The organism is Micromonospora sp. NPDC007220, from assembly GCF_040634035.1.
Classification (GTDB): Bacteria; Actinomycetota; Actinomycetes; order Mycobacteriales; family Micromonosporaceae; genus Micromonospora; species Micromonospora reichwaldensis.
In genome coordinates, this window is the sequence record NZ_JBEYEU010000006.1 from 268,325 (window position 1) to 281,903 (window position 13,579).

The 13,579-nt window shown below is 74.8% G+C and carries 2 protein-coding genes; both read right to left on the reverse strand.

Features of this window, described 5'->3' with window-relative positions; all coding sequences use genetic code 11:
- Positions 1-42: 42 nt before the first annotated feature.
- A complete protein-coding gene (locus ABZ573_RS15335) occupies positions 43-5,490 on the reverse strand; it encodes a type I polyketide synthase (protein ID WP_358118623.1) in 5,448 nt (1,815 codons plus the stop codon).
- 37 nt (positions 5,491-5,527) lie between these two features.
- Complete coding sequence (locus ABZ573_RS15340; protein WP_358118625.1) at positions 5,528-13,150, reverse strand: SDR family NAD(P)-dependent oxidoreductase; 7,623 nt, start codon at positions 13,148-13,150, stop codon at positions 5,528-5,530.
- Positions 13,151-13,579: the final 429 nt, after the last annotated feature.

Here is a 13,579-nt window from a genome sequence, read left to right on the forward strand (position 1 = left end):
CAATCCCCTGTCCTAGCGCGTGGGTGGTGAGAAACTGGATCGTCAGAGCTGGGTGTCGATGTACTGGAAGATCTCCTCGTCCGAGGCGGCATCCAGCTGCGCCTTCGACGCCTCCGCGCTGGTCCCCAGGCCGAGCCGGAGCAGGGCCGCCTGCAACGTCGCCACCACCCGGTCCCGCTCCCCGGTGTCGTCGTCGGCGAGTTGCGCGGTGATCCGGTCGAGGGTCTCGGTCAGCACGTCGTTGACCGCCGGCGCCGCCGGCGCCAGCTCGCCGAGCAGGTAGTCGGCCAGCGCGTCGACGGTGGGGTGGTCGAAGACCAGCGCCGCCGGCAACTGCACGCCCAGCTCCGAGTTGAGCCGGTTGCGCAGTTCGACCGCGGTCAGCGAGTCGAAGCCCATCTCGCTGAAGGTCCGGTCCATCTCCACCGCGGCGGCCGAGCCGTGCGCCAGCACCCGGGCGACGTGCGAGCGCAGCGCCGCCACGATCTCCGCCCGGGCCTCGTCGGTCGGCAGGACGGCGAGCCGGGCGACCGGGCCGAAGGCGCTCGCCGCGCTGCCGCCCTGCGGTCGCAGGGCGGGCTGGACCAGGCCGCGCAGCACCACCGGGATGTCGTCGCCGCTCTCGGCCCGCGAGCGCAGCGCCGCCAGGTCCCAGCGAGAGGCCACCACCAGCGGGTCGCCGGTCGTTGCTTCGCGCAGCGCCGTGTCGAACAGGTCCAGGCCCTGCTCGGCCGAGATGGCCGCCACGCCGGCCCGGGACAGCCGGGCCTCGTCGGCCGCGGTCAGCTCCGCGGCCATTCCGGTCGACATCGACCACATGCCCCAGGAGATGGAGAGCGCCGGCAGCCCGGACGCCCGCCGGTGGGCGGCGAGCGCGTCGAGGAAGCTGTTCGCCGCCGCGTAGTTGCCCTGCCCCGCGTTGCCGAGCACCCCGGCGATCGAGGAGAACAGCACGAAGGCCCGCAGGGGCAGGTCGGCGGTCAGCTCGTGCAGCAGCCAGGCGGCCTGGGCCTTGGGCCGGAAGACCGACTCCAGCCGCTGTGGCGTGAGCCCCTCCAGCAGCGCGTCGTCGAGCACCCCGGCGGCGTGCACCACGGCGGTCAGCGGCCGGTCGGCCGGCACCGAGGCCAGCAGTTCGGCCAGCGCCGGGGCGTCCGCGACGTCGCAGGCGGCGACCCGGACCGAGGCGCCGAGGCCTTCCAGCTGGGCGACGAGTTCGGCCGCGCCGCTGGCCGCCGGACCGCGCCGGGAGGTCAGCAGCAGATGTTGTACGCCGAAGCGCTGCACCAGCCGGGTCGCGACCAGTGCGCCGAGACCGCCGGTACCGCCGGTGACCAGCACCGTCCCGTCCGCCAGGTCCAGCTCGTCCACCGGGGCGGGCGACCGACGGCTGACCCGCGGCACCAGGATCTTCTCCGCCTCGACCAGGCACTGCGACTCGCCCTTGCCGACCGCGGCGGCCAGCCGGCCCCACGGCGCGTCACCGGCGTCGGCCCGCAGGTCGGCCAGCACGAACCGGCCGGGGTGCTCGACCTGCGCGGCGCGGACCAGTCCCCACACCGCGCCGGTGCGCACCGACCGCGGGTCGGCCAGGAAGACCAGCCGGGATCCGGCCAGCCGCGCGTCGGCGACCCACTGCTGCATGGCCTCCAGCGCCCGCCCCGTCAGCTCGCGGGCGGCGGTCGGCACGTCCGGCTCGGTGCCGGCGCCGGAAAAGACCGCGAAGTCGCACCGCTCGCCGCCGGCCACCGCGGCGGCCAGCGCGGCCACCGTCGGGTGACCGGGCAGCCCGGCCACCGGCTCGCCGAGGTACCGCCAGGTCGGCGCCTCGTCGGCGCCGGCGACCGGCAGGTCCACCCAGTCCAGGCCGAAGAACCCGGCCGGCCCGGTGGCCCGGCCCATCGCGGTGACAATCGAGGCGATGGAGACCGGCCGGACCCGCAGCTCCTCGATGGCGAGTACCAGCCGGCCGTCCGCGTCGGCGGCCTCGACCGCGAGCTTGTCCGCGCCGTCGGAGCTGAGCCGGACCCGCAGCGCCGAGGCGCCGTGGCCAGCCAGCCGGACCCCCCGGAAGACGAACGGCAACCGCAGCTCGTCCGAACCACCCTCGAAGATGTACGGATGGAACGCCGTGTCCAGCAGCACCGGGTGCAGTCCGAAGCCCTCGGTCTCGGCGGCCTGCGGCAGGGCGACGTCGACGTAGAGCGCGTCGTCGGCCCGCCAGGCGGCCTGTACGCCGCGGAACGCGTCACCGTACTCGTAGCCGAGTTCGGCCAGCCGGTCGTACGCGCCGTCGAAGGCGATCGGGACGGCACCCGCCGGCGGCCACGAGGTCGCCCAGCCGCACCGGCCGTCGGTGCCGCCGCCGTCCGGGGCGAGGATGCCGCTGGCGTGTCGTACCCAGGTGTCGTCGCCGTCGGCGCGGGCGTAGACGCCCACCGTGCCGTCGCCACCGTCGGCCACCACCTGTAGCGAGAGTCCGCCGTCGGCGGGCAGCACCAGCGGCGCCTCGAAGGTCAGCTCCACCACCTCGGCCAGCCCGGCCTGGGCACCGACCTGGCCGACCACGTCGAGCAGGGCGGCGCCGGGCACGACCACCCCGCCACCGACCGCGTGGTCGGCGAGCCAGGGGAGCTCGGTCAGTGACACCCGGCCGGTGACCACCACCCGGGTACCGTCGGCGACGTCGACCGCGGCGCGCAGCAGCGGGTGGTTGACCGGGCGCAGCCCGGCCGAGGCGACGTCCGCGCTGGAGCGCCGGTGGATCAGCCAGTAGCGCTCCCGCTCGAAGGCGTAGGTCGGCAGGTCGACGGCGTGCCCGTCGGCCGCCAGGGCCGCCCAGTCGACGGGCACGCCGACCACGAACGCTTCGGCGAGGCAGCCGTGGAGCGCCTCCAGCTCCTCCTGCTTGCGGCGGTAGGTGGCGGTTACGACCGCCCGCTGGTCGGTGAGGCAGTTGCCGGCCATCCCGGAGAGCACCGGCAACGGACCGACCTCCAGGTAGACGTCGGTGCCGGCGGCCTCCAGCAGCTCGATCATCGGTGCGAAGCCGACGGTCTGGCGGATCTGGTCCACCCAGTAGTCGGGGTCGGTCCAGGACCGCTCCGGCCCGAGGTTGGTCTCGTAGGGCAGCTGGGCCGCGCCGAAACTGGTCGCTTTCAGCTCGCGGGCGAACTCGTCGAGCATCGGCTCCATCAGCGGCGAGTGGAACGCGTGGCTGACCGGCAGCCGTCCGGTGCGCTTGCCGAGCGCGCGCCAGTGCGCCTGCACGGCGAGGCAGGACTGCTCGTCGCCGGAGACCACCACGTCACCGGGGCTGTTGATCGCGGCGATCCCGACCAGGTGCTCCATCCCCGCCAGCGAGGCGCGTACCTCGGCGGCCGGTGCCGCCACCGCGACCATCGCGCCGTCGGCGGGCAGGTTCTGCATCAGCCGGGCGCGGGTGGCGACCAGGCGGGCGGCGTCGGCCAGCGTCCAGATGCCGGCCACGTGCGCGGCGGCGATCTCGCCGACGGAGTGCCCGGCCAGCCTGGTCGGGCGTACCCCGAGCGAGGTGAGCAGCCGGAAGGCGGCCACCTCGTAGACGAAGAGCGCCGGCTGGGTGTAGAGGGTCTGGTTCAGCGCCGCCGCGCCGGCCGTGTTCGGCTCGGCCCACATCACCTCGCGCAGCGGCCGCTCCAGGTACGGGTCGAGCGCCGCGCAGGCCTCGTCGAAGGCCGCCGCGAAGACCGGGAACGCCCGGTACAGGTCCCGGCCCATGCCGGGGCGCTGGCCACCCTGCCCGGTGAAGAGGAAGGTGGTCGACACCTGGCCCCGGGCGACGCCGGCCGGTACCACCGCGCCGGGCCGGCCGTCGACGTATCCGGCCAGCCGGTCGACGAGCTCGGCGCGGTCCCGGCCGACGACCACCGCCCGGTGGTCGAAACGGGCCCGGGTGTCGGCCAGCGAGAAGGCGATGTCGGCAGGCCGTACGGCGGCGTCGGCGAGCACCCGGTCGTGTAGTCGCCGGGCCTGCCGGCGCAGCGCGGTCGGGGTGCGGGCAGAGATCACCCAGGCGTGCGGGCCTGGGTGCCCGGCTGCCGGTGCGGGCGCCTGCGCCTCGGTGGGCTCCTCCAGGATCACGTGCGCGTTGGTCCCGCTGATGCCGAACGAGGACATCCCGGCCCGGCGCGGCTGCTCGTCCAGGCGGGCCCAGGGCCGCGCCTCGGTGAGCAGTTCCACCGCGCCGGAGCTCCAGTCGACGTGGTGCGTCGGCTCGGTGACGTTCACCGTCCGGGGCATCGTGCCGTGCCGCATCGCCATGATCAGTTTGATCAGGCCACCGACGCCGGCCGCGGCCTGGCTGTGCCCGATGTTGGACTTCAACGAGCCCAGCCACAGCGGCCGGTCGGCCGGGCGGTTCTGCCCGTAGGTGGCGAGGATGGCGGTCGCCTCGATCGGGTCGCCCAGCGGCGTGCCGGTGCCGTGCGCCTCGACCAGGTCGATCGCGGCCGGCTCCAGCCGCGCGTCGGCCAGCGCCCGCCGGATGACCCGCTCCTGGGCGCGCCCGCTGGGGGCGGTCATCCCGTTGCTCGTACCGTCCTGGTTCACCGCGATGCCGCGGATGACGCTCAGGATCCGGCGACCGTTGCGCCGCGCGTCGGAGAGCCGTTCGAGCAGCAGCACGCCCGCTCCCTCGGCCCACACCGCACCGTCGGCGTCGTCGGAGAACGCCTTGCACCGGCCGTCGGTGGCCAGGGCCCGCTGGCGGGAGAACTCGACGAACGGATCGGGTACCGCCATCACGGTGACCCCACCGGCGAGCGCCATCGGGCAGTCCCCGGACCGCAGTGCCTGCACGGCCAGGTCCAGCGCGACCAGCGAGGACGAGCAGGCGGTGTCCAGGGTGACCGCCGGGCCCTCCAACCCGAACGTGTAGGCCACCCGGCCGGAGAGCACGCTCGGCACGCTGGAGACCATCAGGGTGCCCTCGACGCTCGTCGGCATGTCACCGAGGAACTGGGTCGAGTAGTGGTCGTACATCATCCCCGACCAGATGCCCACCCGGTCGCCGCGCACCGTGGCAGGGTCGATGCCGGCCCGCTCGAACGCCTCCCAGGTGATCTCCAGGAAGAGTCGGTGGTGCGGATCGGTCGCCAGGGCCTGCCGGGGGCTCATGTTGAAGAACGGCGCGTCGAAGCCGGCCGGGTCGTCGATGAAGCCACCCCGGCGGGTGTACGAGGTGCCGTAAGCGTCCGGGTCCGGGTTGTAGAGCTTCTCCAGGTCCCAGCCACGGTCGGTCGGGAACTCGCCGGTGGCGTCCACCTCGCCGGCGACGACGTCCCAGAGCTGCTCCGGGGTCGTCACGGCGCCGGGGTAGCGACAGGCCATGCCGATGACCGCGATGGGCTCGTGGTGCCGTTCGTCGGCCACGGCCAGCTGCTGCTTCGCATCGGCCAGATCAGCGGTGACCCGCCTGAGATAGTCACGGAGCTTGTCTTCGATCGCCATGGCTGTCCCTCCCCTTCTTCGTGTGTCCGGTGTGGTTTCAGAGCTGGCTGTCGATGAAATTGAAGAGATCCTCGTCAGAGGCCGTGCCCAGGCGGGCCGACGTCAGTACCGGCGCCAGGGCCGGGGTGTCCGGTTGTTGGTCGCGCCCGCCGTCGAACCGGTGCAGCGCGGCCCGCAGCACGGCCGTCACCCGGTCCTGTTCGTCCGGGTCGGCGTCGGCCAGGCGGGCGGTGACCCGGTCCAGCGCCTCGCGCAGCAGCTCGTCGGCGGCCGGCGGGGCGGGCATCAGCTCGCGCAGGATCCAGTCGGCCACGTCCTCGGTGGTCGGCTCGTTGAAGACCAGCGTCGCGGGCAGCGGCAGACCGGTGTCGGCCGCGAGCCGGTCGCGCAGGTCCATCGAGGACAGCGAGTCCAGTCCGAGTTCGGTGAACGGCCGGTCGGCCTCGACGGTGTCCTGCGGGCCGTAGGCCAGCACCAGCGCCACGGTCCGCCCGACCAGGTCCAGCACCAGTTGGCGGCCCTCGGTGTGGTCCAGCCCGGCCAGCTGGTCGGCCAGCCTGGCGGCGGCCGCCGGGCCGGTGGCGCCGGGCACGACACCGGCGGCACCCGCCAGCACGGTGCCGGCCGGGCTGGCGGGCGCCGCCCGACGGCCGGCACCCAGTAGTTGCCGCAGGATCGCCGGTGACTCGCCACCTGCGTCCAGCCGGGCCCGCAGGCCGGCCGGCTCCCAGCGGGCGGCGACCACCAGCGGGTCGCCCTGCCCGGCGTCGCGCAGCGCGGCGTCGAACAGTTCCAGTCCCTGCCGCTGGCTCAGGCCGGCCAGACCCGCGCGGGCGAGCCGGGCCTCGTCGGCGGCCGAGAGACCCTCCGTCATCTGCGTCCGGACCCCCCACAGGCCCCAGGCGATCGAGGTACCCGGCAGGCCGAGGTCGCGCCGGTGACCGGCCAGGGCGTCGAGGAAGGCGTTGGCCGCGGCGTAGTTGGCCTGTCCGGCGTTGCCCAGCAGGCCGGCCACCGAGGAGAAAAGCACGAACATCCGTACCGGCAGCTCGGCGGTCAGCTCGTGCAGCAGCCAGCCGGCGTCGAGTTTCGGGCGGAGCACCCGGTCCAGCGCAGACGCATCGAGCCGGTCCACCGTGGCGTCACCGAGCACCCCGGCCGCGTGCACCACGCCGACCAGCGGTCGCCGCGGCGGGATCGTGGCCAGCAGCCCGGTCAACGCCGCCCGGTCGGCCACGTCACAGGCCGCCACCCGGACCGACGCACCGAGCCCGGTCAGCCGCCGTACCAGCTCGGCGACGCCGTCGGCGCTCTCGCCCCGACGGGAGGTCAGCAGCAGGTCGCGCACGCCGTGCCGCTCGACCAGTCGGGCCGCGGCGAGCGCGCCCAGGCCGCTGGTGCCCCCGGTGACCAGGACCGTGCCCGAGCCGAGGTCCACCAGCGGGCCGGGCCGGGACTCCCGGCGGGCGAGCCGGGGCACCAGCAGCGCGCCGTCGGCCACGGCGAACTGCGGTTCACCGGCGTCCAACGCGGCGGCCAGCCGCTGCCACCGGCCGGCGGAGTCGCCACCGCCGGGCAGGTCGGCCAGCACGAACCGGCCGGGGTGCTCGACCTGCGCGGTCCGTACCAGCCCCCACACCGCGGCCGTGCCCACCGACCGGTGCCCGGCCAGGAGGACCAGCCGGGCGCCGGTGAACCGGGCCTCGCCCAGCCACTGGCGCAGCAGCCCGAGGACGTGGTGCAGGTGGGTCCGGGCCCGGCCCGCCGGTTCGAGGTCGTCCTCGTCGGGCAGCGGCACCAGCACGACCGGCGGCACCGTACCGGCGTCCGGCCCGGCCAGCGCGGCGAGGTCGTGGTGCCGAGAGACGGTCACCCCGGCGGCGTCCAGCTCGGCGCGGATCGCGTCGGCCGCTCCGGTGTCGCCGAGCACCGCCCAGCTCCCGCCGGCGAGCTGCGCCTGCGGCGTACCGGCGGGGACCCAGCGCAGGTCGTGCAGGCCCGGCCCGGAGGCGCCCGGTGCGGTCAGCTCGGTGCCCGGCGGCACACTGCGCATGCTGAGCGCGGCCACCGCACCGATCCGCTGGCCGGTGCCGTCGTGGAGGGTCAGCGCGACGGCGCCGTCCGCGCCGGGGCTCAGCCGGACCCGCAGCCGGTCGGCGCCGGCCCCGGTGACCCGCACGTCGGAGAAGACGAACGGCAGCCGGAGTCCGCCGTCGCCGGCCCCGGTGTCGAGCACCAGCGGGTGCAGGGCGGCGTCCAGCAGGGCCGGGTGGATGCGGTAGTCACGCGCGCCGCCGACATCGGGCAACCGCACCTCGGCGTACCGGTCAGCGCCGCACCGCCAGGCGGCGACCAGTCCCCGGAACGCCGGGCCGTACTGGTAACCGGCCGCGGCCAGGTCGGCGTACGCGGTGGCCAGATCGATCGGCTCGGCACCGGCCGGCGGCCAGACGGTGAGCGGTTCGGACGTCGGGTCGGCGGTCGCGGGGGCCACCGACCCGCTGGCGTGCCGGGTCCACTCGGCCTCGGCCTCACCGACCGGCCGGGAGTGGATGCTGAGCGTACGGCGACCGTCCGCCTCGGCCTCGCCGAGGCAGATCTGCAGCTCCGCGGCTGCCGCCTCGGCCAGCACCAGCGGGGCGTGCAGGGTCAGCTCGGCGAGCCGGTCGGCGCCGACCGCGGCGGCGGCGGCGAGCCCGAACTCCACGAAGGCGGTACCGGGCAGCAGCACCCGCCCGGCGATCATGTGGTCGACCAGCCAGGGCGTGTCGGTGTCGGACAGCCGCCCACCGAGCAGCAGCCCGCCGTTCTCGGCCACCGGCACCGCCGAGCGGAGCAGCGGGTGCCGGACCGTCTCGGTGGCCGGCTGGGCCGCGTCGGAGAGCCAGTAGCGCCGGCGCTCGAAGGGGTAGCTCGGCAGCTCGGGACGATGCGTCGGAAGACCGAGCAGCCGCGCCCAGCCGACCGGCTCGCCATCGACCCAGACCCGGGCGGCGGCGCTGAGGGCGTCGGAACCGGCCCCGTCGACGCCCGGCTCGGCCTCGGCTGACTGGCCGTCCGCCGCGACCGGCCCGGGACGGTTCGTGGCGACGCCGGTCAGCACCGCCGGGTTCGGCGTACCGGCGGCGAGATCGGCCAGTGCGGCGCACAGTCCGGGCCGGTCGGCGCCGAACACGACCGCCCGGTGCGGGAAGGCGACGCGGCCGGCCAGTACGGCGGCGGCGGCACCGAGATCCGCGTCCGGGGCGTCCGTGGCGTACCCGCGCAGCAGCTCGGCCAGCGCGCGCAGCGAGTCACCGGTCCGCGCGGAGAGCACCCAGGGCAGCGGGTCGCCGGTCGCCGGCCCGGCCTCGTCCGGGTGCTCGGCCGGCTCGGCCGACTCCAGGATGAGATGCGCGTTGGTACCGCTGATGCCGAAGCTCGACACCGAGGCACGCCGCGGCCGCCCCGTCGCCGGCCAGGGTCGCTGCTCGGTCAGCAGCCTGACCCCGGCGGAGTCCCAGTCGACCTTGGTGGTCGGCTCCTCGCAGTGCAGCGAGCGGGGCAGTACGCCGTACCGCATCGCCTGCACCATCTTGATCACACCGGCCACCCCGGCGGCGGCCTGGGTGTGCCCGATGTTCGACTTCACCGAGCCGAGCCAGACCGGCGGCTGCCCGGTCCGGTTCTCGCCGTACGTCGCCTGGATCGCGTGCGCCTCGATCGGGTCGCCCAGCACGGTGCCGGTGCCGTGCGCCTCGACGACGTCCACGTCCTGGGCGCCGAGTCCGGCGTCGGCCAGTGCCAGCCGGATGACCTGTTCCTGGGCCAGGCCGTTCGGCGCGGTCAGCCCGTTGCTGGCGCCGTCCTGGTTGACCGCGCCACCGCGCAGCACCGCGAGCACCGGGTGCCCGTTGCGGCGCGCGTCATCGAGCCGTTCCAGCAGCAGCACCCCGGCGCCCTCGGCGAAGGCGGTCCCGTCGGCCGAGGCGGCGAACGCCTTGGCCCGGCCGTCCACGGCCAGCCCGTTCTGCCGACTGAACTCCACCAGGTTGCCCGGGTTGGCCATCAGGGTCACCCCGCCGGCCAGGGCGAGCGGGCAGTCGCCGCGACGCAACGCCTCGAGCGCGAGCTGGATGGCGACCAGTGACGAGGAGCAGGCGGTGTCGACGGTGACCGCTGGGCCCTGGAAACCGTAGGTGTAGGCGATCCGGCCGGAAGCCACGCTCAGCGCGGTCCCGGTGAGCAGGTGCCCCTCGGCGGCCCCGGTCTGCAGGTGCAGCCGGGGACCGTAGTCGGTGGCCATCGCGCCGACGTACACCCCGGTCGCCGAGCCGGCGAGGTCGGCCGGGTCGATGCCGGCCCGCTCGAACGCCTCCCAGGCCACCTCGAGCAGCAGCCGCTGCTGGGGGTCCATGGCCAGCGCTTCGCGGGGGCTGACACCGAAGAACGCCGCGTCGAAGAGGTCCGCGTCGTGCAGGAAGCCGCCGTACCGGGTGGCGCAGGTGCCGGGCCGCTCCGGGCCGGCGCCGTAGAGGGTGTCCAGGTCCCAGCCCCGGTTGGTGGGCAGCGCGGAGATCGCGTCGGTGCCGGTCGAGATCAGCCGCCACAGCTCTTCGGGGGAGTTGACCCCACCGGGGTAGCGGCAGCCCATGGCCACGACGGCGATCGGTTCGCTGTCCCGGCCGGCGCGGTGGCCGGCGTCGACCCGAGCTCCGCCGGTGCCCGCCGGGGGCTGGCCCAGCGCGGCGTGCAGGTGTTCGGCGAGCCGGTTCGGGGTGGGGTGGTCGAAGACGACGGTGGTGTGCAGGCGCAGCCCGGTCGCGGCGCGCAGCCGGTGCCGCAGCTCGACCGTGCTCACCGAGTCGAAGCCCAGCTCCTTGAAGGTGCGTACCGGGTCGAGTTCGGCGGCGTCACGATGTCCGAGGACGGCCGCCGCCGTCGCCAGTACCAGGTCACGCAGTTCCCGCCGGGACGCCGCGGGTGGTGCTGTCCCGGCCGGCGCGGCGGTCTGCGGCACCGCCGTGGCGACGTCCTGCCCATTCGGGCGCGCGGCGTCGCCGAGCCAGTACCGCTCCCGCTGGAACGGGTACGTCGGCAGGTCGACCGGCCGGGCGTCGGGCCGGACGCAGTACGCGTCCCAGTCGACATCGGCCCCACCGACGTACGCCTGGGCCAGCGCGTGCCGCAGCCGGGCCTGGCCGCCGTCGTCGCGGCGCAGGGTGCCCACGGCCAGCGCGTCGGACTCCAGTTCCTCGGCGGTCTCCTCGATGCTGGCGGTGAGCACCGGGTGCGGGCTGCATTCGATGAACAGCGCGCCGCCGAGGCGCAGCGCGGTCCTGGTCGCCTGGTCGAACCGGACCGGCTGGCGCAGGCTGCGGAACCAGTAGTCGGCGTCGAGCTCGGCGGTGTCGATCGGCTCGCCGGTCACGGTGGAGACGAACGGGACGGTGGTGGAACGCGGCCGGATCGGGGCCAACGCCTCGACGATCTCGTCGCGCAGACCGTCGACCGCGGGCGAGTGCGAGGCGTAGTCCACCGGCACGTCTTTGGTCCGGTGCCCGTCCGCCTCGATCGCCTCGCGCAGCCGCCCGATCTGTCGCAGGTCGCCGGAGACGACCGCCGAGCGCGGCCCGTTCACCGCCGCCAGGCTCACCCCCGTGGTGGCCCGCAGCCGCTCGACGAGCAGGTCGACCGGGGCGCCGATCCAGGCCATTCCGCCGCCGCCGGAGACCGCGGCGATGGCCCGGCTGCGCAGCGCGACCACCCGCGCCCCGTCGGCCAGCGACAGCGCGCCGACCACGGTCGCGGCCGCGATCTCGCCCTGCGAGTGGCCGACGACCAGGTCCGGCTCGACCCCGTGCGAGCGCCAGAGCTCGGCCAGCGAGACCAGCACCGCCCAGAGCGCGGGCTGCACCACGTCGACCCGGTCCAGACTCGGCGCGCCGGGCACCTCGCGCAGCACGTCGAGCAGCGGGTAGTCGACGTACGGCGCGAGCGCCTGCGCGCAGGCGGTGAGCCGGTCGGCGAAGACCGGCGAGTGGGCGAGCAGTTCGCGGGCCATCGCCGGCCACTGCGAGCCCTGGCCGGGGAAGACGAACACCCGCCGGCCGGTGGCCACCCGGCCGGCGACGACGGCGTCGGCAGGGCGGCCGGTGGCGAGCGCGTCGAGGCCGGCGAGCAGCTCGTGCCGGTCGGCGCCGAGCACGACCGCCCGGTGCTCGAACCGCTCCCGGGTGCGGGCCAGCGAGTACGCGACGTCGGCCGGCTCGACCGACGGGTCGGCGGTGACGTGGCCGGACAACGCGGCGGCCTGGGCGCGCAGCGCCGGTGCGGTACGGGCCGACAGCAACCACGGCGCGTCGGCGCTCGGGGCGCGGTCCCGGTGCACCGCGCGGCGGGGCGGCGCCTCGGCCAGCAGCAGGTGGCAGTTGGTGCCGCCCATTCCGAAGGAGCTGACCCCGGCGACCAGCGGCCGGTCGGCGGCGGGCCAGTCGCGTTCGGCGCAGACCACCCGCAGGTTGAGCTCGTCGAGCTTGATCAGCGGGTGCGGGGCCTCGAAGTTGAGGCTGGGCACCAGTCGTCGGTGGCTGATGGCGAGGATGGTCTTGAGCAGGCCGGCGATGCCGGCGGCGCCTTCCAGGTGACCGATGTTGGTCTTGACCGAGCCGACCAGCAGCGGTCGGCCGGCCGGCCGGCCGGCGGCGAGCGCGGCGGACAGGGCCGCTGCCTCGATCGGGTCGCCAACCGGGGTGCCGGTGCCGTGCAGCTCCACGTACTGCACGTCGGCCGGGGCCACCCCAGCCCGGTGGCAGGCCAACCGGATCACCTCGGTCTGGGCGACCGGGTTCGGGACGGTCAGCCCGGCACCGCCGCCGTCGTTGTTGACCGCGCCGCCGAGGATCACGCAGTGCACCGGGTCGCCGTCGGCGAGCGCCGCGGAGAGCGCCTTGAGCACGACCAGCCCACCACCCTCGCCGCGGACGTAGCCGTTCGCGCGGTGGTCGAAGGTGTAGCAACGGCCGTCCGGGGAGAGCGCGCCGAACCGGCCGATCACCGCGCTGGTCTCCGGCAGCAGGTTGAGGTTCACCCCGCCGGCGATCGCCACCGTCGCGCCGCCGCGGCGCAGCTCGTCGCAGGCCAACTGCACGGCGAGCAGCGACGACGACTGACCGGCGTCGACGGTCAGGCTCGGCCCGCGCAGTCCGAACAGGTAGGACAGCCGGTTCGCGATCAGGCCACGCTGGGTGCCGGTGAGGGTGTGCGGGCCGAGGGTACGGGCACCGAGCCGGTCGTGCAGGTTCGCGTAGTCCGCCGCGATGGCACCGACGAAGACTCCGACGGCGGCGTCGCGCAGCACGCTCGGCGCGATCCGGGCGTGCTCCAGCGCCTCCCAGCACAGTTCGAGCATCAGGCGCTGCTGCGGGTCCATCGCCGTCGCCTCGTGCGGCGAGATGCCGAAGAAGCTGGCGTCGAACCGGTCGACCTCGTCGAGGAAGCCACCGCGGCGGAACTCGGACTGCTCGGCCCAGCGGTGCGCCGGAGCGTCGGCGACGGCGTCCCCGCCGGCACGCAGCAGCTGCCAGAACTGGTCGGCGTCCGCGGCGCGAGGCAGCCGGCAGGACATACCGATGACGGCCACCGGCTCCGTGGCCGCAGATCCGCTGACCGAGGAAGACATCCGCTCACCCACCCGTCGCAGTGCATTCGTGAACAGCCACCGCCCCGGTTCGTTTCCGATTTACGGCCAGAAGGAACGCCGCACCGATCCGGTCATACCGAGGAGATGTTTCGCGCCGGCCGTTCTCCGACCTGGAAGACGCGCTTGAATCGTCTGCTCCGCCGGCGTGGGCGTCAAGGCTGGTACAGCCCTATTCCGAGTGGCAATTAAGCGACGGTAACAAGCTGCCAGAGTGCCGCTGTTGACCTGACCAAATGTCTTATGAGTAGGTCTTAACATGCGTATCGCACCGCCGATGGGATACCGCCGGCCGTAGTGGCTGGTCCGGTTCCCGGACACGGATCACCGCGGAGGAGGTGATGAACATGCGCAGTGCCGGACACCGGTCGTTGGTCGTCTGCACCTGACGGTCGCCCAGCCTCGCCGGGT

Bases quoted from the DNA above. Each gene is read 5' to 3' on its own strand.
- ABZ573_RS15335 (WP_358118623.1), bottom strand. From the start codon at position 5,490: ATGGCGATCGAAGACAAGCTCCGTGACTATCTCAGGCGGGTCACCGCT.
- ABZ573_RS15340 (WP_358118625.1), bottom strand. From the start codon at position 13,150: ATGTCTTCCTCGGTCAGCGGATCTGCGGCCACGGAGCCGGTGGCCGTC.